Genomic DNA, 24,710 nt, shown 5'->3' on the forward strand with positions numbered 1-24,710 from the left:
GTCCCCCGCGTTTTCCACCGGCAGTCTGTTCTTCACATGCTCCCGCCGATGAGCTGCTTGCCGTCGTGGCTCCGGACGTGCGGGCGGTTGCCGTCCAGGGCGTCCAGGAGACGGACCGCGTAGACCTCGGTCATGCGCTCGCTGACCTCTTCCGGCGTGAGCCAGGCAACGGCAGTCGACTCAGTCGACGTTCGCTCAGCGCCGCCGGATGGCTTGCAGCGGAAGACCAGGGCGACGATGCCTCGGGTCGTGTTCTTGTAGACCCCGGTGAGTTCGTCCACCTCGATGTGGATGCCCGTCTCCTCCAGGACCTCGCGGGCGACGCCTGCCCCGGGGGTCTCGTCGAGTTCGAGTACACCTCCGGGGAGTACCCAGGTGGCGGCAGCGGCCGATGCATGGCTCGGAGGGCAAGAAGGGATCGGCTCTCCTGAGGTGCACAAACCGCTCTGAGACGCCCGCACTTGTGACGCCCCTGGCCAGAATCACGGTCCGAGGCGTCGCTCTGTGCGGCACCCGGGCGCCGTGTGATGCCCCTCTGCTCCGTGATCGATCACGACGCCGGGCACGTATAGGGCCTGTCCAATTCGCGTCTATGCGCTGTGCATATGCGCCACTGCTCTGCGTGCTCATGGGGAAAGTGGTGCGTCTGTACTGGGGATACATGGTGGCTGCTGCCTTGGTTGTTGCTTGGAGCCAGCAGTGGGCATTGTCGGTGATCGTGGCTCTGTCAGTCGGTGTCTCGGCTTATGCCGCCTTCCAGGTGCCGGTCTGGTGTGGAGCGGTTAACCGAGACGGGCAGACCTACTGCCGGAACAACGCTTATGGCGTGTTGATGGGGTGTTCGAAGCGTCAGCACAGGTGGCAGAAGATCAAGATGATTGTTCTGCGCACCAAGGTCGGGAACGTGAGTCGCTCCGTGTTTCCAACGGCCAAAGAGAAGTTCAATGGCGCTCTCGCCGTTGGAGGGCTGTTGTCGGCTGTCGCCGCAGTGATTGTTCCCGCTGTGACCGGCGGCTGAGCGGGCACGATCGTGCGCCTGGGGCACGCAGAGGGCACGACAAGCATGGCTGCGACTGCGGCGGCCCGGTTTCGCGGCTCTGACCTGCGTGGGAGCGGAGATCCCGCCCGGCTCCCGAAAGGGCTTGAGAACCGTCGTCGCAGCGATGTGACCGTGGGTTCAAATCCCACACCCACCGCAGGTCGGCGTAGGAACGCAGGCGGAAGGGGTGCCCCTCGTAGGAGGGGCACCCCTTTTGTGTTGCCGGGAGCGGTGGGGGGTCAGCCTGCGGTCGTGGTGGGGTGCGTGTCGACGACCGTGCGGCGCATGACGGCGCCGGTGCCGATCAGGGTCTCGGCTTCGGTGCCCTTCTCCTCGTCCTTGGTCAAGTACGAACGCGAGCCGATGTAGGTGAGCTTCTGCTTGTCGAAGATCCACTCGTCGCGCACCGCGGAGGCCGGGTCCTCGCGGGTGATGCCGATGCCGTGACGCCCGGCGGTGTCGACCACGTCGGGGATGACGGTCACGCCGGGAATCCTCGCGGTCGCCTTGTAGAACGCGGCGGCATTCTCCGGCGGCATGATCGTTTCGTTCAGCAGATCGCCGATCTTGAAGAAGACGGCCTGCTCCTTCGACTCGTCCTCGCCCACCTGGGTCTGGGCGTAGAGCAGTTCGAGCAGGGCGTCGGGGTCGGTGGGCAGTGAGGCCAGCCACTTGTACGTGGGGCGGTCGATGCCCACCGGGTAGGCGCTGGGGGACTCGATGGGAATGGTCTGACCGGGCATGATGGCGTCCTTCCCGGAGTCGCGGAGCCAGCCGGTGATCTTGACCGGGTCGGGGTCCTGCGAGAACCAGGCCTCCCGCTTGTGCACGGCACCGAGCCGCACGGCTCCTCCGAAGGTGCCCTTGTTCGAGCGGACCAGGCTCTCGACGTACACGAACTGGCCGTCCTTCACCGGCGTCGCGTCGGTGGCCATGGACGCGGCGGCGATGCGGTCGAGTGTCACGGACGCGTTGTTCGGTCGGGCCTCTGCGGTCGTGGTCCCCGCTGCCGGCGCGGAACCGTTTCCGCCCCCGGAGAGTGTGACGACCAGTGCGCCGGCCAGTGCCATCGCCGCAACGGGCAACACCACGGCCGTACGCGGGAATCGGCGGCGCGGTGCCGGGGGCGACTGGGTCGAAGGGGAGCTGTCGCGGTCGATCCGCTGCATCAGAACGTCCTTGAAGTGGAGGTGTCTGCTCGGCGGGAGGTCCCATTCGGCCGGTGCCGACAGCAACTCCTCGGCCTCGCTCCGGGCGGAGCCGGCGCTCGGCGGCTTGTCAGCGTTCATGGGGTTTCCTCCTGCAGAAACATGGCCGCGAACGCGGCCTCACCCTCTACCTCTCCGCGACGGTCGGGCAGTTCCACCCCGTCGTCGGGTGGGCCGGAACTCAGCTTGGCGAGCCGCGCGCGGGCGCGGGACAGCCGCGAACGCACGGTGCCGACCGGGACGCCGAGCGCCTGGGCGGCCTGCTGATAGTCCAGCCCGGAGGCCACGCAGAGAGCGAGCACTTCCCGGTCCTGGCGGCGCAGTTGGCTCAGCGCGCGATGGACCACCGCGAGACGGCGCGCGTCGTCGATCCGGCCGGCCGTCTCGTCCGCGAAGTCCTCGACCGGCGGCGGGGCCGGGCTACGGGCCAGGAAGGCTAGCCGGCGGCGCAGCCCACGGTTGGCGTTGCGTGCCTTGTGCGTGGCGATGCCGAGCAGCCACGGCTTGAGCGATCCGCCCTCCGGGTCCACGGTTTCCCGGGTACGCCAAGCGGCGAGGAAGGTCTCCGACATCGCCTCCTCGGCCTCCGACCAGTCACCGGTCAGCCGTAGGGCATGGTTGTACACCGCGCGCGCGTGCTGGTCGTACAGCTCGGCGAAGGCCTCACGGTCCCCGGCCCGTATGCGCGTACGTACTGACTCTCCTCGTTCCGTTTCCCTCACACTCGTAACTCTCCGCGGTTCCATGGGGGTTCCAGTGGCCTGCGCCACACTGCGGTCCAGCCGGGCCAAGCCCGGTGCGCGACTGCACGCATGGCCTTCCCGCACGGCCGACACTGCCTCAGCGCAGGCGCCTCCCAGTGTCACCTTCCGCCGGGGCGCACGGTTGCGCGCCCCGGCGCACCCTCACGGTTGGTGCCCCGTCATGCGCGCCGCCGACGCGATCGTGGCGCGGGCTTCGCGTTCGGTGAGGCCGGTGTTGAGGGCTGCCTCAACGAACGGTTCGACGAGGTCGGGGCCGATGCCGTCCTCGTAGGCGCGGCAAGCCGCCCAGAACAGGCGGGTGTTGCGCTGTCCCTCGTGGGCCGCGAGGACGAACTGGACGAGGCCCTGGCCGTGCCCGCCGGTCGACGGGGGTGCGGGGTGGTGGGTGCGGGGCGGTGGGAGCAGGAGGCGTAGGAGGGCGGGCGGGCAGGCCGCGGGGGCGAGGTGCGCGGTGCCGGGGGCGGTGCTGTAGACGCCGTACTCGGTGCGGGAGCCGGGGCCGACGAGGTAGCCGCCGGCGCCGCGGATGTCGATGCCGGGCGCCAGGCGGCCCGCGGAGTTGGGGACGACGACGTCGGGCGGGCCGCTGAGCCACAGGTGGCGGCCGCCGCTGGGGGTCAGGACGACGACGGTGGCGGGGATCGTGAACAGGTGCCGCAGGGCCAGTTCGCGCAGGGCCGCCGAGGAGTCGGTGCCCGACTTGGTGTCCAGATCGATGCCGATCAGGTGGTGCGGGGGGAGGCCGCAGGCGATGCCGTAGCCGGTGGCCCAGGGGGCGGCGGCGAACAGTTCGCGGATGCGTGCCGGGTCGGTCGAGGCGTCGTACACCCCATGGCCGAAGCGGCCGCATTCGCCGTGGCAGAGGGGTGCGGTGGGGTCGTCGCGGTGGGGGGAGCGCAGGGCCGGGAGTTTCGTCCGGGACAGGGGGATGACGGCCAGTCCGCGCTCCGCGGCTGACAGGGCGTGTGCGAGGGCCAGCATCGTGGCCTGCCGATCGGTGGTGGCCATGCCTCCATGTTCGTACAGGTGTTCGAAAAAGGGAAGGGAGGTAGGGCGCGACTCGCCGGGAACCGCATGTTGGCCGGATATACGCCGGAGCGCTTCACCCCTTGTGGCGCTTGGGGTGGAGGTGTCCGGCCCGCCCCGGCCTGTGGCTGAAGGCAACCAAAGGGGTTTATCGACTTGTCATCACGCTTCAGGGCGAATAGGGGCATCCGGGGTGGTTCGCCGGGGATTCGGTGGGCAACTCTGATCTTGCGACGTCGTGCACAACGCTGAGGCGGATGGCCAACTGCCTTGGTACAAGCCGTACTTCATGTACCGCGCGCACTTTCGGCCCGACAGCCGATGCGCACCTTGTTCTGGAGGAACAACATGGCAAGCATCCGTACCGCCCGCGTCATCGCCGCCGTTTCCGCCCTTCCGCTCGCCGCAGCCCTCTTCGCCGGCGTCGCGACGGCGGACAACGGCGCCCTCGCGGACGACGGATCGAACGCGACCGCCACCAAGGCCTCCGCCGGCATCATCGGCAGCGGCGTCGGCGACGACAACAACGGCAACTCGTCCACCACGCAGCAGCAGGCGGTGGGCGACGGCGCCTCTAACCAGAGCAACACCGCCCAGGTCGACGGCTCCGCCTTCACGGCCATCAACCAGGGCAACGAGAACGTCGCCGTCGGCTTCGCGCCCCTCTGGTGAGGCCGGGAGGGCCGGCCCTCGGGCGCCGGTCCTGAACTCCCTTGTGGGGTGTGCTCTGTGGGGTGATCACACGTCCGCGCGGCGGTGCTTCGGCACCGCCGCGCAGGCGTTTTCCGCACGAGACAGGCGCTGTTCCGGGTGCGGGCGACGACCTTGACAGAGCACGGTATCTGACGGACAGTCAGAAACCCTCAGCCCGTACGACGCCCCGGAGGGCCGTCATCGTGCACCTCGCCCCCACCGAGCGCCAGCGGCGGCTGCGCGCCGAGCTGCGTACGTACTTCCGGGCCCTCATGCCGGACGGGCCGCCCCCGGCTGAGGAGCACGCGCGCGTGCGCGCACTGCGACGTCGTATCGGCGCGGACGGCTGGCTGGGGCTCGGGTGGCCCGTCGAGTACGGCGGTCAGGGCCGGGGCGCGGACGAGCAGTTCGTCTTCTTCGACGAGGCGTACCGCGCGGGCGCGCCCGTCTCGATGGTCACCCTCAACACGGTCGGGCCGACCCTGATGAAGTACGGCAGCGAGGAGCAGAAGGCCGCCTTCCTGCCGGGCATCCTGCGCGGGGAACTCGTCTTCGCCATCGGCTACAGCGAGCCGTCGGCCGGGACCGACCTGGCGTCGCTGCGGACCCGGGCGGTACGGGACGGCGCGGGCGACTGGCTCGTCGAGGGGCAGAAGATCTTCACCTCCGGCGCCCAGCACGCCGACTGGATCTGGCTGGCCTGCCGCACCGACCCAGAGGCACCCAAACACCGTGGCATCTCGATCCTCCTCGTCCCCACCGACGCCCCCGGCTTCTCCTGGACGCCGATCGAGACGGTCGGCGGGCAGACCACGACGGCCACGTACTACGACGCCGTCCGCGTCCCGGCCGGCAACCTCGTCGGCGCGGAGAACGAGGGCTGGACGCTCATCACCAACCAGCTCAACCACGAGCGGGTCGCCCTCGCCGCGCTCGGCATGCAGGCCGAGGACTTCTACACGGCCGCGCTGAACGCCGTACGTACCCCCGATCCGGTGACGGGGAGGCGCCGGGTTGACGAGCCGTGGGTGCGCTCGCGGCTGGCCGAGGCACATGCCCGGCTGGCGGCATCGCGCCTGCTCAGCTGGCGTCTGGTGGGGGATGTGGGGGCAGGTCGCCTCGCGCCCGGCGACGCGAGCGGGGTGAAGGTCGCGGGAACCGAATCGGCGGTGGCGGTGTACCGAATATGTCAGCACGCGATCGGGACGGACGGGCTGGCAGGGCTGGTTCGTTCGGGGTCGCCGGGGGCGTTCGGGGACGGCGAGCTGGAGCGGCTGAACAGGGCGGCGCAGATCAACACGTTCGGGGGCGGGGTGAGCGAGGTGCAGCGGGAGATCGTCGCGACGATGCGGCTCGGGATGACGAGGGGGCGGCGGTGAGCGGACAAGGGACGGGGGTGAGCGGACAGCGGACGGGGGTGAGCGAGGTGCAGGACGAGCTGGGGGCGCGGCTGAAGGCGTTCGAGGGGCGGGCGACCGCCGTCGCGCGCGCGGGCAAGGATCCGGTCAACGAACCGATGATCCGGCACTGGTGCGAGGCGCTGGGCGACACCAACCCGGCGTATTCAGGACCGGACGCCATCGCCCCGCCCACCATGCTCCAGGCATGGACCATGGGTGGCCTCTCCGGGCATACGGGACGCTCCCAGGCGTACGACGACCTGCTCACCCTCCTCGACGAGGCGGGCTGCACCTCGGTCGTCGCCACCGACTGCGAGCAGGAGTATCTGCGCCCCCTGCGACCCGGCGACGAGATCTCCTACGACGCGGTGATCGAGTCGGTGTCGGACCGCAAGACGACCAAGCTGGGCACGGGGTATTTCGTCACGACCCGCATGGACGTCCGGGTGGGACGGGACCTGGTCGGCACCCACCGCTTCCGCATCCTCAAATACGCCCCCGCGCGGAAGACGCCGAAAGCCCCCCGCCCCCGGCCGGTGATCAACCGCGACAACGCCGGCTTCTGGGAAGGAGTGGACCGCCATCAGCTCCTCATCCAGCGCTGCACCGGCTGCGCGACCCTGCGTTTTCCCTGGCTGCCGGGGTGCAACGCATGCGGCGGCCTGGACTGGGACACGGTGGAGGCGAGCGGCGAGGGCACGGTCTATTCGTACGTCGTGATGCACCACCCGCCGTTCCCGGCCCTCGATCCTCCCTATGCCGTCGGCCTGATCGAGCTGGCGGAAGGCGTGCGGATGATCAGCAACGTGGTGGGGGTGCCCTACGACAAGGTCCGCATCGGCCTGCCGGTACGGCTCGAATTCCAGCGGTACGAGGACCCGGGCGGCGCCTTGGTGCTGCCGGTCTTCCGGGTTCCCGAGGGCGAGGCCTGACATGGACTTCACGCCCACACAGGAGCAGGCCGCCGCGCAGGAACTGGCCGCGCGGATCTTCGGCGACCTCGCCACGCACGAACGGCTGACGGCCGCCGGCACAGGCAGCGACCCGGAGTTGTGGAAGGCCCTGTGCGCGGCCGGACTCATCGGCGCCGTCCAGGAGGTGGGCCTGCTGGGCCTCGTCCTCCTCCTGGAGGAGCAGGGCCGCACGACGGCCCAGGTGCCTTTTGCGGCCACATGTGTGTACGGACTGCTGGCAGTGTCGGCCCACGGCTCGGCGGAGCAGCGCGAGCGGTTGCTGCCGGGGATCATCGACGGCTCGGTGGTGGTCAGCGGGGCATTTCCGGCACAGGGAGGGGTACGGGCGTCTGCGGGCGGCGAGTTGACCGGCACGGTCCCCGTCGTGCCCTGGTTGCGGGACGCCACGCATGTCCTGGTGGCCGACGCGGACCGGAATCTGTGGCTGGTGCCGACCGTCGGCCACGTGGAGTGGCAGCCGGTCGAACTCACGGCGCCCTGGGCGGCGGGGCGACTCGTGCTGGAGGGAACCGACGCCGAGCTGCTCGGCGGGCCGGGTGCCGAGCGGCTCAGCGGCACCGAGGACTTCAGCGGCCACGATGCCGTAGGGCTCGGCGGGCTCGATGCCGATCGGCTCAGCGGTACCGAGCATCTCAGCGGCCCCGGTGCCGAACGGCTCAGCGGCACCGAGCACCTCAGCGGCCCCGGTGCTGAACGGCTCAGCGGCGCTGGCGCCGGACAGATCGGCGGCGTAGGCGACGAACACCCCGCCGGACCCGACGCCTACGCCGACGTCCTTGCCACCGCCCGCACCGCCTTCGCCGGTCTTCAGGCCGGGGTCTGTGCCGGTTCCCTCGCGCGGGCCGTGGCGCACACGAACAGCCGGGAGCAGTTCGGGCGACCGCTCGCCACCAAGCAGGCCGTCCAACTCCGGGCAGCGGACGCGTATATGGACACGGAGGCGATCAGGGTGACGGCGTACGAGGCGGCCTGGCGGCGCGACACCGGGCTCCCCTACGCCTCACACGCGCTGGCCGCCGCCTGGTGGGCGTCCGAGGCGGGCAGCCGGGTCGTCCACGCGGGCCAGCATCTGCACGGCGGCGCGGGAGCCGACCTGGACCATCCGGTGCACCGGCACTTCCTGTGGGGCCGGCAGCTGGACGCCTATCTGGGATGCGGCGACGAACTACTGCAGGAACTGGGCGAGTTGATCAAGGAAGGGGAGGAGGGCGAGGCATGGGATCGGTGAGGACCGGCGACCAACTGCCGATGACCGGCGACCAGCTGCCGAGGGTTGGCGACCGACTGCCGCCGCTGGAGATCGAGATCACCCGCACGCTCATCGTGGCCGGAGCGATCGCCTCCCGGGACTACCAGGACGTGCACCACGACGCGGAACTGGCCCGCCAGAAGGGCTCCCCCGACATCTTCATGAACATCCTGACCACCAACGGCCTGGTGGGCCGCTACATCACGGACCACTTCGGCCCGACGGCCGTCCTGCGCAAGGTGGCCATCAGGCTGGGCGCACCCAACTACCCAGGAGACACGATGGTGTTGACGGGGACGGTGGACGAGCTCGACGGCGACACCGCGACGGTTCGGGTCGTGGGGGACAACGGCATCGGCAGACATGTGACCGGCACGGTGACGGTCACCGTACCGACGGGGGGTGCGCGATGAGCACCCGAACCCCGGACACCCTCGGCAGGCGCGCCGCGATCGTCGGGATCGGCGCCACCGAGTTCTCCAAGGACTCGGGCCGCAGTGAGCTCCGGCTGGCCGTGGAGGCGGTGCGGGCGGCCCTGGACGACGCGGGGCTGACACCGGAGGACGTGGACGGGATGGTCACGTTCACGATGGACACCAGCCCGGAGATCACGGTCGCCCAGGCCTGCGGGATGGGCGAGCTGTCCTTCTTCTCCCGGGTGCACTACGGCGGCGGGGCGGCCTGCGCGACCGTCCAGCAGGCGGCGCTCGCCATCGCCGCGGGCGTGGCCGAGGTGGTGGTCTGCTACCGCGCGTTCAACGAGCGGTCGGGCCGGAGATTCGGCTCGGGAGTGCAGCACCGGGAGCCGTCGGCGGAGGGCGCGGCCCTGGGCTGGTCCCTGCCGTTCGGGCTGCTCACCCCGGCCTCCTGGGTGGCGATGGTGGCTCAGCGGTATCTGCACACCTATGGGCTGACCCCGGAGGTGTTCGGGCATGTGGCCGTCGTGGACCGCAAGTATGCGGCCACCAATCCGGCGGCGTACTTCCACGGCAGACCGATCTCCCTCGCCGACCACGCGGCCTCGCGCTGGATCGCCGAACCGCTCAGGCTGCTGGACTGCTGCCAGGAGACGGACGGCGGTCAGGCCATCGTCGTCACCTCCGTGGAGCGGGCCCGCGACCTGCCGAACCCCCCGGCGGTCGTCGCAGCCGCCGCCCAGGGGGCGGGGCGCGCCCAGGAGCAGATGACCAGCTTCTACCGCGACGACCTGACCGGCCTGCCGGAGATGGGCGTGGTGGCCCGCCGGCTGTGGCGCAGCGCCGGGCTCACCCCGGCCGACATCGATGTGGGGATCCTGTACGACCACTTCACACCGTTCGTGCTGATGCAGCTGGAGGAGTTCGGGTTCTGCGGAAAGGGGGAGGCCGCTGAGTTCATGGCGGAGGAGCGGCTGCCGGTCAATACGCACGGGGGACAGTTGGGGGAGGCGTATCTGCACGGGATGAACGGGATCGCGGAGGGGGTACGGCAACTGCGCGGCACATCCGTCAACCAGATACCGGGGGCCGGCCGGGTCCTGGTGACCGCGGGGACAGGTGTGCCGACGTCGGGGCTGGTCCTGGAGGGAGGGTGAGGCAGGCGCCGTGGGGAACCCCGGCCCCGGCTGCCGCACGGGGGGCCGGGACCGGGGACCGGCGTCGGCGGGACCGCCGCCATGCCGGGTCCCGTGCCGGCCGCACAGGTACAGGAACCGGCACCGTGGTCGTAGCCCCCAGGGGTAAACCCGCAGTAGGTGTCCTCCTCCGGTCCACCTTCAGGAGGTGCAGTCGGCACCACCCCTACAACCTGAGGGGGAGTGCGCTTCGGGACCTGCGGCCGATCCGCTGGAGAGGGGGTCGCTCATAGCGTGGAGCCATGACCACAACCGTCTGCACCAGCGCTTCCCAAGCCGCGACGCGGTCGCTGACGTACCCGTCGTTCTCGTCGTACGTCAAGGCCCGCCAGCCGGTGCTGCTGCGTACCGCCCGGTCGCTCACCGCGAACCCGAGCGACGCGGAGGATCTGCTGCAGACGGCGCTCACCAAGACGTATGTCGCCTGGGAGCGGATCGAGGACCACCGCGCGCTCGACGGCTATGTGCGCCGGGCGCTGCTGAACACCCGAACATCGCAGTGGCGCAAGCGCAAGGTGGACGAGTTCGCCTGCGACGAGCTGCCGGAGCCCGAGCCGGTCCCCGGCGGGGACGACCCGGCCGAGCAGCAGGCGCTGCACGACGCGATGTGGCGGGCGATCTCCAAACTGCCCGCACGGCAGCGCGCGATGGTCGTCCTGAGGTACTACGAGGACCTCAGCGAAGCACAGACGGCCGAGGTGCTCGGCGTCTCGGTGGGCACGGTCAAGTCGGCGGTGTCCCGCGCCCTCGGCAAGCTGCGCGAGGACGCGGAACTGTTGCTGGTCCGCTAAGCGCTCCGCTGGAAGCCCGGTGCGTCGACTGCGGGTCCGTCGTGGCTGGTCGCTCCCCCACTCTCGGCTTCGCTCGAGCGGGGGGACCCCCATCGCGGCGGAGCCGCACATCGATACAGCCCCGCGCCCCTCACGGGGCGCGATACAGCCCCACCTCGGTGGACGCAACGTGACGTGATCGACGTGATCGATCGTCCGCGCCTAGTGACATACCGCGCGGTATGTGAGCAGAATCAGCGCAACCCTTACCACCGCGTAGGCAATGTCGCCCCCGGGAGGACGCCGTGCTGAGCACCATGCAGGACGTACCGCTGCTGATCTCGAGGATCCTGACCCACGGGTCGACGATCCACGGCACATCACAGGTGATCACCTGGACCGGCGAGGAGCCCCAGCGGCGTTCCTTCGCCGAGATCGGAGCCCGCGCGGCTCAGCTGGCGCACGGCCTGCGCGACGACCTCGGGGTCGCGGACGACGAGCGCGTGGCGACGCTGATGTGGAACAACGCCGAGCACGTCGAGGCGTACTTCGCGATCCCCTCCATGGGCGCGGTCCTGCACACGCTGAACCTGCGCCTCCCGGCCGAGCAGCTCGCCTGGATCGTGAACCACGCCGCGGACCGGGTGGTGATCGTCAACGGTTCGCTACTGCCGCTGCTCGCCCCGCTGCTGCCACACCTCAAGACGATCGAGCACGTGGTGGTGTCCGGCCCCGGCGACCTGTCCCTGCTCGCGGACGTCGCCCCGCGGGTGCACGCGTACGAGGAGCTGATCGCCGGGAAGCCGACGACGTACGAGTGGCCGGAGTTGGACGAGCGCCAGGCCGCGGCCATGTGCTACACGTCCGGGACGACGGGCGACCCGAAGGGCGTGGTGTACAGCCACCGTTCGATCTACCTGCACTCCATGCAGGTCAACATGGCCCAGTCGATGGGCCTGACCGACCAGGACATCTCGCTGGCGGTGGTCCCCCAGTTCCACGTCAACGCCTGGGGCCTGCCGCACGCGACCTTCATGACCGGCGTGAACGTGCTGATGCCGGACCGCTTCCTGCAGCCCGCCCCGCTCGCCGAGATGATCGAGCGCGAGAAGCCCACGCACGCGGCCGCCGTCCCGACCATCTGGCAGGGCCTGCTCGCCGAGCTGACCGCCCACCCACGTGACGTCTCCTCCCTCACCCAGGTCACCATCGGCGGCTCGGCCTGTCCGCCCTCGCTCATGGAGGCGTTCGACAAGCTCGGCATGCGGGTCTGCCACGCCTGGGGCATGACGGAGACCTCCCCGCTCGGCACCATCGCCCGCCCGCCGGCCCACGCGGTCGGCACCGAGGAGGAGTTCGCCTACCGCCTCACCCAGGGCCGTTTCCCCGCGAGCGTCGAGGCCCGCCTCACCGGCCCCGGCGGCGAGCGTCTCCCCTGGGACGGCGAGTCCGCGGGCGAGCTGGAGGTCCGCGGCCCGTGGATCGCGGGCGCCTACTACAACGGCCCCGGGGCCGAACCCCTGCGCCCCGCCGACAAGTTCAGCGAGGACGGCTGGCTGAAGACCGGTGACGTCGGCACGATCTCCGCCGACGGCTTCCTCACCCTCACCGACCGCGCCAAGGACGTCATCAAGTCCGGCGGCGAGTGGATCTCCTCGGTCGAGCTGGAGAACGCGCTGATGTCCCACCCTGACGTCGCCGAGGCCGCCGTAGTCGCCGTCCCCGACGACAAGTGGGGCGAACGCCCGCTCGCCACGGTCGTACTGAAGGAGGGCGCCACCGCCGACTTCGAGACCCTGCGCACCTTCCTCGCCGGCGAGGGCAAGATCGCCAAGTGGCAGCTCCCGGAGCGCTGGACCATCATCGAGGCCGTCCCGAAGACGAGCGTCGGCAAGTTCGACAAGAAGGTCCTGCGCAGGCAGTACGCCGACGGCAAGCTGGACGTCACCAAGCTCTGAGGGGCGGAGGCCTACGCCGGGCAGGGCACCCACCTTCCCTGCCCGGCGGACGCCCGCCTCACCGCCGTATCGAAGTAGTCATCCACCCCAACACCAGCCACACCCCCGCCACCGCGCACACCCCGCCCCAGCCCCAGTGGCTGAAGGCGCTCCCGGCGAGCGCGGACGCGATCGCGCCGCCCGCGAAACCTGCGACGACATACGCGGTGTTGGCGGTGGCCGGGGTGGAGGTGGTGGTCAGGGCGAGCGTCTGGTTGGCGACGTGGGAGGCGACCAGGGCCGCGTGGATCACGATGGCGGCGATGAACAGGGCCCACATCACCTGCCCGCCGAGCCAGAAGAGCGGCACGGACACGGCGGCGAGGAGAAACGCGGACCGTACGACCCTGGCGGCACCGAAGCGGTCGACGAGGCCGCCAGCCAGCGGCGCGACCGCGCTGGCCGTGAGACCGAAGAGGCCGAAGAGCCCGGCGGTGGCGGTGGTCAGGTCGTACGACTCCCCGGTCAGCAGCAGGGCGAGCGAGGTCCACAGCGCGCTCCAGGCGCCGAACATCCCGGCCTGCCGCAGGCATGCGCGCCACAGGTCGGGGGAGCCGCGCACGACTCCCGGCAGCGAGACGAGCCCGGCGAACAGCGGACCCGTGCGCCGGCGCCGCCCCTCATCCGGCAGGACGAGCGCGGTGGCCAGACCGAGTACGGCCGTCAGGACCGCGGCCCCGATGAACACCACCCGCCAGCCGAAGGCCTGTCCCACCAGCCCACCGAGAACCCTCGCGGCCACGATCCCGGTGAACAGCCCCGCGATGACGGCGGCGACATGGCGGGCACGCCGTGCGGCAGGAGCGCGGGCCGCGACCAGCGGAACGAGTAGCTGGGGTATGACCGTCGCGGCGGAGGCGATGAACACGGCGGCCGCGAGGGCGTCCGTGCCGGAGGCCGCGGCACCCGCGAGCAGCGCCAGCGTGGTGGCCAGGGAGAGCAGGCCGACCAGACGGCGCCGGTTGACGCTGTCGCCGAGCGGGGCGAAGAAGAGCAGGCCGGCGGCGTAGCCGAACTGCGCGACCGAGGCGATCCAAGCCACGGCCGAGGGCGTGGTGCCGAAGTCGCGGGCGATGAGGGGGAGCAGTGGGGCGGCGATGTAGATATTGGCGGCCGTGACGGCGGTGCAGACGGCGATGAGGACGAGGAAGAGGGTGGGGGCCTTGGATTCCCGGTCTTGGGAGGCCTGCTGGCCCTGATCGCCCTGTTGGCCCTGCTGGCTCCGGTCCTTCCGGTGGCCCGGCGAGGCGACGGCCGTGTTCTGGCTGGGGACGGCTGACGGCATGAGCGGAGGGACTCCTTCGAGTGGGCTCTAGTTCGAGTGAGCTCTAGCAACCAACTAGTTGGTTGCTTTCATCCAACAGCATGCGCCACCCCCGAATTCCCGTCAACCAAACAGTTGGTTACTCCCCCGCTACCCTGTCCCCATGGCAGCAAGAGACCCCGAAGCCACCAGGGCCCGGATCTTCGACGCGGCGGTCGCCGAGTTCGCCCGGTACGGCATCGCGGGCGCCCGCATGGACCGCATCGCCACCGCGGCCAGGGCCAACAAGCAGTTGATCTACGCCTACTTCGGCAACAAGGCGGAGCTGTTCGCGCGCGTCCTCGAGAAGAAGATGCTGGACCTCGCCGAATCCGTCCCGGTCGACCCGGACGACCTCGAGGGCTGGATCGACCGCCTGATGGACTACCACGCCGCCCACCCCGAGCTGCTGCGCCTGCTCTTCTGGGAGGGCCTGGAGTACGGCACCGCGGAGCTGCCCGACGAGTCCGAACGCCAGGACCACTACACCCGCAAGGTCGCCGCCCTCCAGGACGGCCAGGACCGGGGCGTCGTCACCGACGCCATCCCGGCCCGCGACCTGCTGTTCCTCCTGACAGCCTTGGCCAACTGGGCCGTGGTCGTCCCCCAGATGAGGCGCATCCTGGCCGGCGGCGAGGACACCGACCGCGACCGCCTGCGCACGTCGATCAAGGAAGCGGCGCGGAGACTGACGGCTCCCTAGGACCTGTGGGACCAGAAGGACCTGTGGGACCTGTAAGCCCTAGTTCGTCCCGATCCGCGCGAGCAGGTCCACGATCCGGCTCTGGACCTCCGTACTGGTGGACCGCTCGGCGAGGAACAGCACGGTCTCGCCCGACGCCAGCCGCGGCAGATCCGCCTGGTCGACGGCGGCGGTGTAGACGACGAGCGGGGTGCGGTTGAGCTGCCCGTTCGCGCGCAGCCAGTCGACGATCCCGGACTGCCGCCGATGCACCTGCATCAGATCCATCACGACGAGATTCGGCCGGAACTGCCCCGCCAGCGTCACCGCGTCGGCATCGCTCGCCGCCCGCGCCACCTGCATCCCGCGCCGCTCCAGCGTCGCGGTCAGCGCGAGCGCGATCTCCGCATGCTCCTCGATCAGCAGCACACGCGGCGGATGCTGCTCACTGTCGCGAGGCGTGAGCGCCTTCAGGAGTACGGCGGGATCGGCGCCGTACGCCGCCTCCCGCGTCGCCTGCCCGAGCCCGGCCGTGACCATCACCGGCACCTGCGCGGCCCCCGCCGCCTGCCGCAACGACTGAAGTGCCGTCCGTGTGATCGGCCCGGTCAGCGGATCGACGAACAGCGCGGCGGGGAAGGCCGCGATCTGCGCGTCGACCTCCTCGCGCGAGTTCACGATGACCGGCCGGTACCCGCGATCACTCAGCGCCTGCTGCGTGGTCACGTCCGGCGCGGGCCACACCAGCAGCCGGCGCGGATTGTCCAGCGGCTCCGGCGGCAACTCGTCGTCCATCGGCTGCGGTCGCGGCGGTTCCTTCACCTCGACGGCCCCACCGGGACCGTCCAGCGGCTCGGGCCCCTCGGCGGCGTTCTCGTCCGGTGCGCCTATGGCGTACGACCGACCGGCGGCCTCGGTGGACTGCGCCAGCCGGGAACCGCGCGCCGACGTCTGCTCGCCCGAAGGATGCGACCGGGCCGCCTGGTCGGGCCGGTCGGGCGGCGTCCCCAGCTTCCGTCGCCGACCGCCGCTCGTCTGCGGCGGGGCCGGCGCGGATGCTGCCTGCTGCACCTGCGCCGCCTGCCTGCTGAACGGCACCCCCTGCCCCAACGTCCGCACACTGATCGCCCGCCCCTGCGTGGAGTTGGGGTCCACGGGAGCGGCGGCGGCCGCCTCGGCGGGCAGCGGCTGAGCGGCCCGCTGCGGCACGGCGGCGTTCTCGGGGGGCAGGGGCGCGTTCGGCGGTACGGGGGTGGCGGCGCCGTTGGGAGGCACGGCGGCGCCGGTCGGGTTCGGCGGCATCGGCGCGGGGGCTGCCCCGTTCGCCGGTACGGGGGCGCCCGCGCCGGAGCTGCTGTCGGCGCCGGGCCACGGCTGGGCGGGCGTGCCCTGAGGCCCACCGGCCTGCACGCCGCCGGGCGCGGCCTCGGCGGGGAGCGGCTGACCGGGGGCGGTGTGCGGGCCAGGGGCTGACGGCTGGACGCCGGTGGTCTGCGGAGCGGGGAGGCCGGGCTGTGGTGCAGGGAGGCCGGGCTGCGGTGCGGGGGAGTTCTGCGCGGGGGCGCCTGGGGCGCCTTGGGCAGGAGGGGCAGCCGAGGCAGCAGCCTGGGCCGCAGGTGCGGGACCTGCCTGCGCGGGGACCGGCTGCTGCGTCGCCGGGCCCGCCTGCACGGGCTGACCGGGGGCCGCCGTCGGTACGGCCTGAGGCTGAGCCGCGGCACCCTGCGGGGCCACGTTCACGGAGGGCTGGCCCCCGGCGGGCTGACCGGGTGCGGCTGCCTGTCCTGGCTGGGGTGCGCCGGGGACACCGGCTTGCGTCGACGGGGCCAGCGGACTCACGCCGGGTTGACCGGGGACTGGCTGCCCTGCGGAGGCTGCGCCTTCGATCGCGTGTGGTGTCGGAACCGGTTGCCCTTGGGGCGCGTGTCCGGAAACCGGTTGCCCTTGGGGCATGAGTTGCGGAACCGGTTGCCCGGCTGGCACCTGCACGGCCTGCCCCGCCTGCACAGGCACACCCTGCCCGGCACCCTGCTGCACCGGAGCCCCCGTCGGCTCCGCAGCCGCTGCAGTCGCTGCAGCCGCAGGCTGGGCGACCGCCCTCCGCCGACGTCCCGTGGGCGCGTTCGTGGGATGCGGCTGCGGCGGGGTGTGGTCGTCGGACTGGTCGTGCGGTACGGAGTCGTGCCGGCCGTCGTCGACCACGGCGTCCCCGGCCGCACCGGGAGCGGGAACCTGTACGGGCGCCTGCCCTTCGGCGCTTACGGGCGCCCGGTCGGCATCGGCGGGCGGCAGGGCGAACACCGCGCGCGGGGCCGCTTCTTGAGCGGCGGCACGTTCGCTTGCGGCGGCCAGGGCACGCCGGCGGCGCCCGGTCGGCTGCGCGTTCTCCGCGGCGGTCCCGTTGGGAGAAGCGGGCAGCGCGGCCGGCAAGGCCTGCTGGGCCCGCTGCCCCGCGGGCAAGGCACCACCACCGTCGGACGTGGGCACGCCCTGCGGCGGCACCGTACCGCCCAGACCGGACCCGGAGGCCGCGGCCCCGGCGGCATGCTCGGCAGCCGTGACGACGGCACCCTCGGACACCCCGGCAGAGAGTTCGAGGCCCGCACCGGGCGCCGTACCCGCAACCGCGCCCTCGGCAGGCCGCCCCCGCCGCCGCCCGGTACCGCCGGCCCCGTCGCCCGAAGCCTGAGCCGGAACAACAGCCGTACCCGCAGCCGCACCCGCCCCCTCGACCGCACGCCTCCGGCGCCGCCCGGTGGGCGCCGAACCCTCGGAGCCACCGGACTCACCGCCGCCGCCCGGCACATCGCTCTCCAGGAAGGCGTCCACGGAGGACCGCCGGGCCCGCCGCCGCCCGCCGACGGAGGTCTGCTCGGCCTCCTGCGGCTCAGCAGCCGCGGCGTCCGAAGCCGGCACCGCACCCGCCCCGCCGCCGATCGGCACCTCGAGGACGAACGCGCTCCCGCTCATCCCCGGCACCTCATGCGTCTGCAGCACACCGCCGTGCGCCCGCACGATCCCGCGGACGATCGGCTCGTGCACCGGGTCTCCCCCGGCGTACGGCCCGCGCACCTCGATCCGTACGACCTCACCGCGCTGAGCCGCCGCCACCACAACGGTGTTGTCCATATAACCGCCCGTGGACACGGGCGAGTTGCCGGTCGCGTCGACCCCGGCGACATCCGCGACGAGGTGCGCGAGCGCGGTGGCCAGGCGGGCCGCATCGACCTCGGCCTCGATGGGCGGCGCGTGGACGGCGAACTGCACGCGCCCCGGCCCGATCAGCTCGACGGCCCCGTCGACACCCGCGGCGACGACGGCGTCGAGCATCACCTTCGTACGGACGATCTGCTCACTGCCCGCGTCGATCAGCTGATACGCGAGGACGTTGTCGATGAGCTGGGTGATCCGCGAGTACCCAGCGGACAGATGGTGGAGCACCTGGTTGGCCTCGGGCCACAGCTGCCCGGCGTCATCGGCGGCCAGCGCCGACAGCTCCCGCCGCAACTCGTCGAGCGGCCCGCGCAGGGACCGCCCGAGCAGCGTCAGCAGCTGCTCATGCCGCCCGGCGAGCGCCTCGAACCGGTCCTTCTCGCGCTCGGCGAGCGCGGCGTACCGGTCCTCGCCGGCCGCCAGCTCCTCCTCGTGCTGCTCGCGCAGCTCCTCGAGCTCGGTGACGTGCTGCTGGCGCAGCGCGGTGAGATCGGAGGCGTGCTCGTCGCCGAGCCGCTCCAGCTCCTCCGCGTGACTCTTGTCAGCGGTGGCCTTCTCCTCGGCGAGGCTGTCGTACGGCCGCCGGTCGGTGAAGGTCAGCACGGCACCGACGAGCTGGTCGCCGTCGCGCACCGGCGCGGTCGTCAGGTCGACCGGGACCTTCTCACCCTTCTTCGACCACAACACCTGCCCGCGCACCCGGTGCTTGCGCCCGGAGCGCAGGGTGTCGGCGAGCGGGGACTCCGCGTACGGGAACGGCGTGCCGTCGGCGCGCGAGTGCAGCATGAGGTCGTGCAGCTCGCGTCCGCCGAGATCACTGGCCCGATAACCCAGTATCTGAGCGGCCGCCGGATTGACGAGCACGATCCGCCCGTCGGTGTCCGTCCCCACCACACCCTCGGACGCGGCCCGCAGAATCATCTCGGTCTGCCGCTGGGACCGAGCCAGCTCGGCCTCGGTGTCGACAGTCCCCGACAGATCCCGTACGACGAGCATCAGCAACTCGTCGGAGGTGTAGCCGTAGCCGTCGTAGGCCTGCTGCCCGTTCTCCAGGTTCGCGCTGGTGACCTCGACCGGGAACTCGGTGCCGTCCGTCCGGCGGGCGATCATCCGCGTCGGCTTGGTCCGCCCGCGCGGGTCCATGTGATCGGGCCGCCGCATGGACCCAGGAATGAGCTTGGAGTCAAACTCCGGCAGCAGGTCGAGCAGCCCCCGCCCGACGAGAGCGGTCCCCGGCGTTTCGAACGCCTCGAGCGCGATGGTATTGGCATTTACGACGGTCCCATTGGCGTTGACCAGCACCAACGCGTCGGGAAGCGCGTCCAGTATGGCTGCGAGGCGAGCAGCGCCTCGGGATGGCCTGCTGCTCACGAGACGCTTCCTCCCTGTTACCGCACCTTGCCCACCGCTCCGGCCATCTTGCCAACCCGCCCGCGGTGTGTCACGCGAGGGAGTCTAAGGGCTGCGGTTGCGCTCGCGACGCCGGATGAGAGGGAGGTCGCACGACGAAGTGACGACGACGTGACGCGGCAGACGACCCAGAACGCGTCACCCTGCGTTTTCGCCCCACCCTCACGTCGCGAGACCTTCGCGGGACCTTTACGGCACTTCTGATTCCGTAATGAGGTGCCTATGAGGCAGGCCTTGAGGCGCTCACGAGTTGACGTCACGCCGATGTCTATGGGGCGGCGTGGAGGCGCCGCCGACTCAAGACGACGTCGGGACGCGACCTCAAGACGCGACCTCAGGACGACCGAGCGAGATCGGGCAAGAGCGGCACGAGCCGGTCCCACCGGGCGATCTGGCACCCGTCACGGCGGCTGTACGTCGCGTCGACGGGCCGCCCGCCCCACGTCCCGGTGACATGGGCGGTCGCGTCGCCGCCGTACTGCATCGTGCAGATGGTGCCGTCGGGCACGGGAGCGAAGGTCTCCCGCCCCCACCGCGTACTCCGATCCACGGCCGCACACGCGCCGCTCGCGTCGGGGTGGCTGCCACCGACGGGACGGCAGTACAGCTCATACGTCCCGTCCGCATCACCGCCCGCGTGCCGCACGGTGACGGTCAGGTGATCGCCGCTCCGGTCCTCGTCGCGGACGGGCGGAGGAGCGGCCTCGACATGGCCGGCGGCGGACGACGGCGCCGTCGGCAGACCGGCCGCGGCGACGGAAGCGACGGCGGTAAGGAGAATCCGGGTGGCCCGGTTGACCTGCAACATGACCTGACCAACGCCGTACGGCCCCCACGGTTGCGCTCCGCCCCGCCGCACCTCAAGCCCTTTGCCCTGCGGCCTGCCTGCCTAGTACCGTGGGGGGCGATTGGTGACACCACGCTCGACTGTGTCATCATCTGCACGCACCACTCGCGCTCGCGCGAGCGGCTGTGCGGGAGGCGTCGCCTAGTCCGGTCTATGGCGCCGCACTGCTAATGCGGTTTGGGCCTTAAAGCCCATCGAGGGTTCAAATCCCTCCGCCTCCGCGCAAGATCACCGAAGCCCCGGTCCCCCCGACCGGGGCTTCGCCCGTCCCGGCCCCCTGAACCCCGTTTCCGCAGGTCACAAGGGCTACAGCAAACGGATTTCACATGGCGGCGGCAGTCATGTAATGTTCTTCCTGTCGCCGCGAGCGGCCCAGCAGGGCCCAAAACGGCGACAAAAACAAGAGAACACAAGCACTCGTAGCTTAACGGATAGAGCATCTGACTACGGATCAGAAGGTTGCAGGTTCGAATCCTGCCGAGTGCACACAGGTCAAAGGCCCCGCCGGTTCGCCCGGCGGGGCCTTTGACATCAGCGGGTGACATCAGCGCGGCTGGAAAGCCGCCCTCAGTCACGCGACTCGTCTCCTCCTGTTCCTCGTCGGGGTCATGGAGATTCAGCGCGTCGTCCCCGTCGGCGTGGTGAAGATCGGCCCGTCAGGAGGGCCTGTTCGCCAGGGTTCCGACCGGAGACGAGGTGCAGCTTCTCCAACTCCCGCCCGGCGAACCCGTGGTCGAACTCCACCGGACCACGTACAGGGCGGACGGCACGGTGGTTGAGTTCGCAGTGGGCATCCATGCGGCCTCATGCTTTGTGTGGGAGTACGACTTCAAGGTGCCCGACTCCGCCAACGACGGCAGCAAGGGCAAGGAGAGTCCAGCGTGATCTCGGTACGGGACTGGGAGGACACCCAACTCTTGTGGGACTACCAGCAGATGCACCACGAGCCGCGCCCCTGCTCGGTCGGTATCGGTCTCGGCAGTCACGATCTGGGCGTCGCAGACACCACGGTCGACCTGTACCGGCGCGGCATGATGCCGCTGATCGTCTTCACGGGAGCGACCAGCCGGACCACCCAGGACCGTATGCCGCGCGGGGAAGCCGAGCACTACCGAGACCGCGCCGTTGAGCTGGGCGTACCGGCGGACGCCATCGTCGTCGAGCCGCGGGCCCGCAACACCGGCCAGAACATCACGCTCTCTCGCGGGTTCCTCGAAGAGCGCGGCATCAGCGTGTCGTCCGTGCTTCTCGTCAGTAAGCCGTACGAGGAACGGCGGGCCTATGCCACCGCTCGGAAGATGTGGCCGGAAGTCGAATTCGTGAGCGCGTCCACTTCCATGACGCTCACCGAATACGTCGACTCGATCCAGGACGCACGCCTTGTCATCGACATGCTTGTCGGGTCACTGCAACGGCTGCTGATCTACCCCGCACAGGGCTTCATGGTCGTACAGGAAGTGCCCGACGAGGTGATCCGCGCGTACGAGCGGCTCGCGTCCGGTGGTTTCACGAGCCGACTCGTTCCCGAGACTGCCGGGAGCACCCTCGGTGCCTCGTGACCCCGAGGACCGAAAATCGCGTCGGCCGCCCGACAGCAGTTCCCCTCAACGACTCCTCATCGCCCCAGCCAGGACAGCGAGGTCAGATTGCTGAGGAGACGTCTGGCCGACCGAGCCTATGGGTGCGTGTCCGTGATCGCGATGACCTTGTCGAGGTGGTCCAGGGTGGCCTGCAAGTCGTCGATCTTGGCCTGGATGCGCTCGCGCTCGGCTCGCAGCATGGCTCGTTGCGCGGCGTCGGTGTGCCCGGCTTCCCAGCACGGCATGAGTTCGCTGATCCCTCGGCTGGTGAGGCCGGCGGCGTACATCTGCTGGAAGAAGCGGACCCGGGCGATGGCGTCCTGCCGGTACAGGCGCTGGCCGGACGGGCTGCGCTCCGCGATGAGCAGCCCTTGCTGCTCGTAGTAGCGCACGGCGCGCACGGAGACGCCGGCACCTCGTGCCACCTCGCCGATGCGGATCAACCGCTCGGCTGCGGTCTCTGTGGCAGTCACCGTGATTCCTCTCATCCCAGCCCTGACGATCAGCACTTGCCTCTGACGCCAGCGTCAGGTTTTAGCGTACCGGCCATGGATATCAACAACTCCGTCGCCCTTGTCACGGGGGCCAACCGCGGCCTGGGCCGCGCCTTCGCCCAGCGCCTGCTCGAACGGGGCGCCCGTAAGGTCTACGCGACGGCCCGCCGACCGGAGACCGTGGACCTGCCCGGGGTCGAGGTGCTGCTCCTCGACATCGCCGATCCCGCATCCGTGAGGGCGGCCGCCGAGGCCGCCCCGGACGTCTCGCTCCTCATCAACAACGCGGGAATCAGTACGGGGGCCGACCTGGTGACCGGTTCGCTGGACGCGGTGCGGCACGAGCTGGAGACCAACATGTTCGGCCACCTGGGAATGATCCGGGAGTTCGCGCCGACGCTCGCCGGGAACGGCGGGGGCGCGATCGTCAACGTCCTCTCCGCCATGTCGTGGTTCGGGGTCAAGGGCGCCAATGCCTACCACCTGACCAAGGCCGCCGCCTGGGCCATGACCAACGGCGTCCGCCTGGAGCTCGCCGAGCAGGGCACGCTCGTCACAGCGGTACACCTCGGCCTGGCCGACACCGACATGGCGGCGGGCATGCCCGTGGACAAGATCGCTCCGTCGGACCTGGCCGATGCGGCACTCGACGGTGTCGAGGCGGGCTCCGCCGAGGTCCTCGCCGACCAGTGGAGTCGGGACGTCAAGTCCCGTCTGCCGCTGACGCCGGAAGAGTTCAACGCCGCAATGGACCGCGCCCTGGCGGCGCTGATGGCGGCCTGAGGGATCTCTCAGGCCACACAGAGGCAGTCACGACGGTTCCGGGATCAGGCTGCTGTGCAGTAAGGCAGTGGGGCGGTACGTCGGCTCGTGTTTGGTACGGCGTGCTGGGCCGGACTCGGGTTCTTCCGGGCGGGGTTGAAGACGAACAGGCGCAGCACCAGGAAGCGGCCGATTCCGGCGAGGCCGGCTGCGGTCAGGTAGACGGTCTGTTCCCGGAGCAGCGTCGGCGAGGGCTGGACCGTGTGGAGGGTGAGTATCGCGGTGGAGGTCACCGCGTACGCGGCCGTGGCTGAGCCTGCCGACTGCAGGTGGCGGCGCAGGCCGGCGCGGTGTCCGGTGCCGAAGGTGAACAGGGCGTGGAGTTCGGTGCAGAGGAGTGTTGAGGCGACCGTGATGAGCGCGTTGGCCAGTGTCCAGGGCATGAGTGTTGCCGTCAGCGGCACCGCCGCGCTGGAAAGGACGCCGACGCCGCCTCCGCACACCACGAAACGGACGAAGGATGCGAACGGGCCGGGGGCGCCCGCGGTGCGGATTGCGCCGTCCTTCCCGCCGGTCGGCCCCAGCTTCGCGGCGCTCGGCTCGTACGCCATCTCCTGGTTCGGCGAACGCAGCGACTTCATGGGGAAGTTCCTTCCGGGCAGGGACCGTTGAGACTCGGTGATCAGCTGGGTCAACGATCCCGTCACCGGCTCCGCGAAACGAGGACGCGGCCACCCGTATTGAGGGTGCAGCCAGCCCTACCAACGGGGTCCGGTCCGCCGTACGACGCCTGCCCTCGTCAGGTCATTCCGCGCGAGCCGTGAAACCGTGCGATGCCGCCGGTCATGACCGCGGGCGTTGGGGCGGTTGTGAGCTGTGGAGTTCGCGCAGCTCCTCGATGTACTCCAGCGCCAGACCCGTCGTGCGGGTGAACCAGTCGTTCAGTACGGCGATTTCGGCGGCGGAGTAGTCGGCGAAGAGGGTGTGGAGGCGGGCGTAGTAGGGGCCGTAGAGGGCCTCGACGCGGGTGACGGCGGCGGGGACCGCGGCCAGGCGGACGCGGCGGCGGTCGGTGGGGTCGGGGCGGCGGGTGATGAAGCCGGCACGTTCCAGGCGGTTGATGATGCCGGTGGCGGCGCCGGTGGTGACGTGGGCGTGTTCTGCGAGGTCGCCCGCGGTGAGGAGGTCGTCGCCGGCCTTGAGGACGCAGGCGAAGCAGAGGAGGTCGGTGACGTTCAGGCCCAGCCGCTGGGCCATTTCCTGCTGCCCCAGCAGGTGGGTGGCGATCAGGGAGTCCATCGCTGACAGGGCCTGGGCCGGGGTGGCGGTCGGGCGCGGCTTGGCTGACATCGCGGTTCCCTGTTTCCTTAGTACGTGAGAGGTTTAGGTGCTAAATTTCTTACGGGGTGAGGGATATTTCATGGGGATCCATCCTCGCCCACACAGCGGACGTCCGCTGCCCAAGAAGGAGGCAGGTACGTGAGCGCACAGTATGACGAGGGCCATACGGTCGCGGGGTGGACCGGATTCGGCGTCGCGTCCGTCGGGGCGGTTGTGGCGGGGGTGGGGGGGGGGGGGGGGGGGGGCGGCGGGGGGGGGGGGGGGGGGGGGGGGGGGGGGGGGGTGGGGGGCGGCCGCTTTGGTGGGGGTGGGGCGGGGGGTTGGGGGGCGCCCGGGGGGGGGGGGC

At 70.8% G+C, this 24,710-nt stretch carries 22 protein-coding genes, 2 tRNA genes and 1 pseudogene; 15 read left to right on the plus strand and 10 right to left on the minus strand.

Translation table 11 applies throughout. The annotated features are described in order from the left end of the window. Positions 1–32: 32 nt before the first annotated feature. Complete coding sequence (locus KCH48_RS13750) at positions 33–419, minus strand: NUDIX domain-containing protein (RefSeq protein ID WP_307840880.1); 387 nt, start codon at positions 417–419, stop codon at positions 33–35. Positions 420–628: 209 nt separating this feature from the next. Here KCH48_RS13750 and KCH48_RS13755 point away from each other — a divergent pair, with 209 nt between their 5' ends. Continuing rightward, positions 629–1,018: a hypothetical protein gene (locus tag KCH48_RS13755; RefSeq protein ID WP_210573733.1), complete on the plus strand. Its 390-nt coding sequence runs from the start codon at positions 629–631 to the stop codon at positions 1,016–1,018. A gap of 260 nt (positions 1,019–1,278) precedes the next feature. Here KCH48_RS13755 and KCH48_RS13760 read toward each other — a convergent pair whose 3' ends face one another. The 3 genes from KCH48_RS13760 to KCH48_RS13770 all read right to left on the minus strand — a co-directional run bounded on the left by KCH48_RS13760 (position 1,279) and on the right by KCH48_RS13770 (position 4,019). Beyond that, on the minus strand, positions 1,279–2,328 hold the full coding sequence (locus KCH48_RS13760) for a CU044_5270 family protein (protein ID WP_210573735.1): 1,050 nt from the start codon (positions 2,326–2,328) through the stop codon (positions 1,279–1,281). Beyond that, complete coding sequence (locus KCH48_RS13765; RefSeq protein ID WP_210573737.1) at positions 2,325–2,993, minus strand: RNA polymerase sigma factor; 669 nt, start codon at positions 2,991–2,993, stop codon at positions 2,325–2,327. Before KCH48_RS13765 ends, KCH48_RS13760 begins: the two co-directional genes overlap by 4 nt. Positions 2,994–3,152: 159 nt before the next feature. Next, complete coding sequence (locus KCH48_RS13770) at positions 3,153–4,019, minus strand: bifunctional DNA primase/polymerase (RefSeq protein ID WP_210573738.1); 867 nt, start codon at positions 4,017–4,019, stop codon at positions 3,153–3,155. Between the two features lie 366 nt (positions 4,020–4,385). Here KCH48_RS13770 and KCH48_RS13775 point away from each other — a divergent pair, with 366 nt between their 5' ends. From KCH48_RS13775 to KCH48_RS13810, 8 genes are all read left to right on the plus strand, one after another. Continuing rightward, positions 4,386–4,709, plus strand: coding sequence for a hypothetical protein (locus KCH48_RS13775; protein ID WP_210573740.1), 324 nt, complete (start codon positions 4,386–4,388; stop codon positions 4,707–4,709). Between the two features lie 224 nt (positions 4,710–4,933). Continuing rightward, positions 4,934–6,109, plus strand: coding sequence for an acyl-CoA dehydrogenase family protein (locus KCH48_RS13780; RefSeq protein ID WP_210573742.1), 1,176 nt, complete (start codon positions 4,934–4,936; stop codon positions 6,107–6,109). Between the two features lie 17 nt (positions 6,110–6,126). Continuing rightward, a complete protein-coding gene (locus KCH48_RS13785) occupies positions 6,127–7,062 on the plus strand; it encodes a bifunctional MaoC family dehydratase N-terminal/OB-fold nucleic acid binding domain-containing protein (protein ID WP_307840878.1) in 936 nt (311 codons plus the stop codon). A 1-nt stretch (position 7,063) separates the two neighbouring features. Continuing rightward, positions 7,064–8,332 carry an acyl-CoA dehydrogenase family protein gene (locus KCH48_RS13790; protein WP_210573745.1) on the plus strand — a complete coding sequence of 423 codons (1,269 nt, stop codon included), beginning with the start codon at positions 7,064–7,066 and terminating at the stop codon, positions 8,330–8,332. Continuing rightward, positions 8,320–8,766 carry a MaoC/PaaZ C-terminal domain-containing protein gene (locus KCH48_RS13795; RefSeq protein WP_246885219.1) on the plus strand — a complete coding sequence of 149 codons (447 nt, stop codon included), beginning with the start codon at positions 8,320–8,322 and terminating at the stop codon, positions 8,764–8,766. The genes KCH48_RS13790 and KCH48_RS13795 overlap by 13 nt, the downstream gene beginning before the upstream one ends. Then, the gene (locus tag KCH48_RS13800) at positions 8,763–9,926 is read left to right on the plus strand and encodes a lipid-transfer protein (RefSeq protein WP_210573746.1); all 1,164 of its coding nucleotides are present in this window, start codon (positions 8,763–8,765) and stop codon (positions 9,924–9,926) included. The genes KCH48_RS13795 and KCH48_RS13800 overlap by 4 nt, the downstream gene beginning before the upstream one ends. 281 nt (positions 9,927–10,207) lie before the next feature. Beyond that, the gene (locus KCH48_RS13805; RefSeq protein WP_210573748.1) at positions 10,208–10,756 is read left to right on the plus strand and encodes a SigE family RNA polymerase sigma factor; all 549 of its coding nucleotides are present in this window, start codon (positions 10,208–10,210) and stop codon (positions 10,754–10,756) included. Positions 10,757–11,040: 284 nt separating this feature from the next. Then, positions 11,041–12,693: a long-chain fatty acid--CoA ligase gene (locus KCH48_RS13810; protein WP_210573755.1), complete on the plus strand. Its 1,653-nt coding sequence runs from the start codon at positions 11,041–11,043 to the stop codon at positions 12,691–12,693. A gap of 58 nt (positions 12,694–12,751) precedes the next feature. Here the strand turns inward: KCH48_RS13810 and KCH48_RS13815 are convergent, their stop codons facing one another. Next, the gene (locus tag KCH48_RS13815) at positions 12,752–14,017 is read right to left on the minus strand and encodes an MFS transporter (protein WP_210573757.1); all 1,266 of its coding nucleotides are present in this window, start codon (positions 14,015–14,017) and stop codon (positions 12,752–12,754) included. A 142-nt stretch (positions 14,018–14,159) separates the two neighbouring features. Between KCH48_RS13815 and KCH48_RS13820 the strand changes: the two genes are divergently transcribed. Next, a complete protein-coding gene (locus KCH48_RS13820; protein ID WP_210573759.1) occupies positions 14,160–14,738 on the plus strand; it encodes a TetR family transcriptional regulator in 579 nt (192 codons plus the stop codon). 39 nt (positions 14,739–14,777) lie between these two features. Here the strand turns inward: KCH48_RS13820 and KCH48_RS13825 are convergent, their stop codons facing one another. Together KCH48_RS13825 and KCH48_RS13830 are read right to left on the minus strand one after the other, a co-directional pair. Further along, on the minus strand, positions 14,778–19,301 hold the full coding sequence (locus tag KCH48_RS13825) for a PAS domain-containing protein (protein WP_210573761.1): 4,524 nt from the start codon (positions 19,299–19,301) through the stop codon (positions 14,778–14,780). A 373-nt stretch (positions 19,302–19,674) separates the two neighbouring features. Further along, the gene (locus KCH48_RS13830; RefSeq protein WP_210573763.1) at positions 19,675–20,148 is read right to left on the minus strand and encodes an SSI family serine proteinase inhibitor; all 474 of its coding nucleotides are present in this window, start codon (positions 20,146–20,148) and stop codon (positions 19,675–19,677) included. Positions 20,149–20,317: 169 nt separating this feature from the next. Between KCH48_RS13830 and KCH48_RS13835 the strand changes: the two genes are divergently transcribed. From KCH48_RS13835 to KCH48_RS13850, 4 genes and pseudogenes are all read left to right on the plus strand, one after another. Beyond that, positions 20,318–20,408: transfer RNA gene (locus KCH48_RS13835), tRNA-Ser, on the plus strand. A gap of 192 nt (positions 20,409–20,600) precedes the next feature. Continuing rightward, positions 20,601–20,673, plus strand: a tRNA-Arg gene (locus KCH48_RS13840). A gap of 171 nt (positions 20,674–20,844) precedes the next feature. Next, positions 20,845–21,072 (plus strand): annotated as a pseudogene (locus tag KCH48_RS13845) (UTRA domain-containing protein); the annotation flags it as partial. Beyond that, on the plus strand, positions 21,069–21,746 hold the full coding sequence (locus tag KCH48_RS13850) for a YdcF family protein (RefSeq protein ID WP_210573764.1): 678 nt from the start codon (positions 21,069–21,071) through the stop codon (positions 21,744–21,746). The pseudogene KCH48_RS13845 and the gene KCH48_RS13850, both read left to right, overlap by 4 nt. A 116-nt stretch (positions 21,747–21,862) precedes the next feature. On the opposite strand, the gene KCH48_RS13855 is transcribed toward KCH48_RS13850, so the two are convergent. After that, positions 21,863–22,240 (minus strand): MerR family transcriptional regulator, encoded by a 378-nt coding sequence (locus KCH48_RS13855; RefSeq protein ID WP_210573766.1) that lies wholly within the window; start codon positions 22,238–22,240, stop codon positions 21,863–21,865. Positions 22,241–22,315: 75 nt separating this feature from the next. On the opposite strand from KCH48_RS13855, the gene KCH48_RS13860 reads away from it, so the two are divergent. After that, positions 22,316–23,044: an SDR family oxidoreductase gene (locus KCH48_RS13860; protein WP_210573767.1), complete on the plus strand. Its 729-nt coding sequence runs from the start codon at positions 22,316–22,318 to the stop codon at positions 23,042–23,044. Positions 23,045–23,088: 44 nt separating this feature from the next. Here the strand turns inward: KCH48_RS13860 and KCH48_RS13865 are convergent, their stop codons facing one another. Beyond that, positions 23,089–23,664, minus strand: a complete 576-nt coding sequence (locus KCH48_RS13865; protein WP_246885220.1) for a GtrA family protein — start codon at positions 23,662–23,664, stop codon at positions 23,089–23,091. Between the two features lie 202 nt (positions 23,665–23,866). After that, the gene (locus KCH48_RS13870) at positions 23,867–24,373 is read right to left on the minus strand and encodes a MarR family winged helix-turn-helix transcriptional regulator (protein WP_210573769.1); all 507 of its coding nucleotides are present in this window, start codon (positions 24,371–24,373) and stop codon (positions 23,867–23,869) included. Positions 24,374–24,710: the final 337 nt, after the last annotated feature.

The sequence above is a fragment of the Streptomyces sp. GESEQ-4 genome, from assembly GCF_017948455.1.
GTDB lineage: Bacteria > Actinomycetota > Actinomycetes > Streptomycetales > Streptomycetaceae > Streptomyces.

Bases quoted from the DNA above. Each gene is read 5' to 3' on its own strand.
- KCH48_RS13770 (WP_210573738.1), bottom strand. From the start codon at position 4,019: ATGGCCACCACCGATCGGCAGGCCACGATGCTGGCCCTCGCACACGCC.
- KCH48_RS13820 (WP_210573759.1), top strand. From the start codon at position 14,160: ATGGCAGCAAGAGACCCCGAAGCCACCAGGGCCCGGATCTTCGACGCG.
- KCH48_RS13775 (WP_210573740.1), top strand. From the start codon at position 4,386: ATGGCAAGCATCCGTACCGCCCGCGTCATCGCCGCCGTTTCCGCCCTT.
- KCH48_RS13860 (WP_210573767.1), top strand. From the start codon at position 22,316: ATGGATATCAACAACTCCGTCGCCCTTGTCACGGGGGCCAACCGCGGC.
- KCH48_RS13865 (WP_246885220.1), bottom strand. From the start codon at position 23,664: ATGAAGTCGCTGCGTTCGCCGAACCAGGAGATGGCGTACGAGCCGAGC.
- KCH48_RS13765 (WP_210573737.1), bottom strand. From the start codon at position 2,993: ATGGAACCGCGGAGAGTTACGAGTGTGAGGGAAACGGAACGAGGAGAG.
- KCH48_RS13795 (WP_246885219.1), top strand. From the start codon at position 8,320: ATGGGATCGGTGAGGACCGGCGACCAACTGCCGATGACCGGCGACCAG.
- KCH48_RS13815 (WP_210573757.1), bottom strand. From the start codon at position 14,017: ATGCCGTCAGCCGTCCCCAGCCAGAACACGGCCGTCGCCTCGCCGGGC.
- KCH48_RS13870 (WP_210573769.1), bottom strand. From the start codon at position 24,373: ATGTCAGCCAAGCCGCGCCCGACCGCCACCCCGGCCCAGGCCCTGTCA.
- KCH48_RS13790 (WP_210573745.1), top strand. From the start codon at position 7,064: ATGGACTTCACGCCCACACAGGAGCAGGCCGCCGCGCAGGAACTGGCC.
- KCH48_RS13760 (WP_210573735.1), bottom strand. From the start codon at position 2,328: ATGAACGCTGACAAGCCGCCGAGCGCCGGCTCCGCCCGGAGCGAGGCC.
- KCH48_RS13800 (WP_210573746.1), top strand. From the start codon at position 8,763: ATGAGCACCCGAACCCCGGACACCCTCGGCAGGCGCGCCGCGATCGTC.
- KCH48_RS13755 (WP_210573733.1), top strand. From the start codon at position 629: ATGGGGAAAGTGGTGCGTCTGTACTGGGGATACATGGTGGCTGCTGCC.
- KCH48_RS13805 (WP_210573748.1), top strand. From the start codon at position 10,208: ATGACCACAACCGTCTGCACCAGCGCTTCCCAAGCCGCGACGCGGTCG.
- KCH48_RS13830 (WP_210573763.1), bottom strand. From the start codon at position 20,148: ATGTTGCAGGTCAACCGGGCCACCCGGATTCTCCTTACCGCCGTCGCT.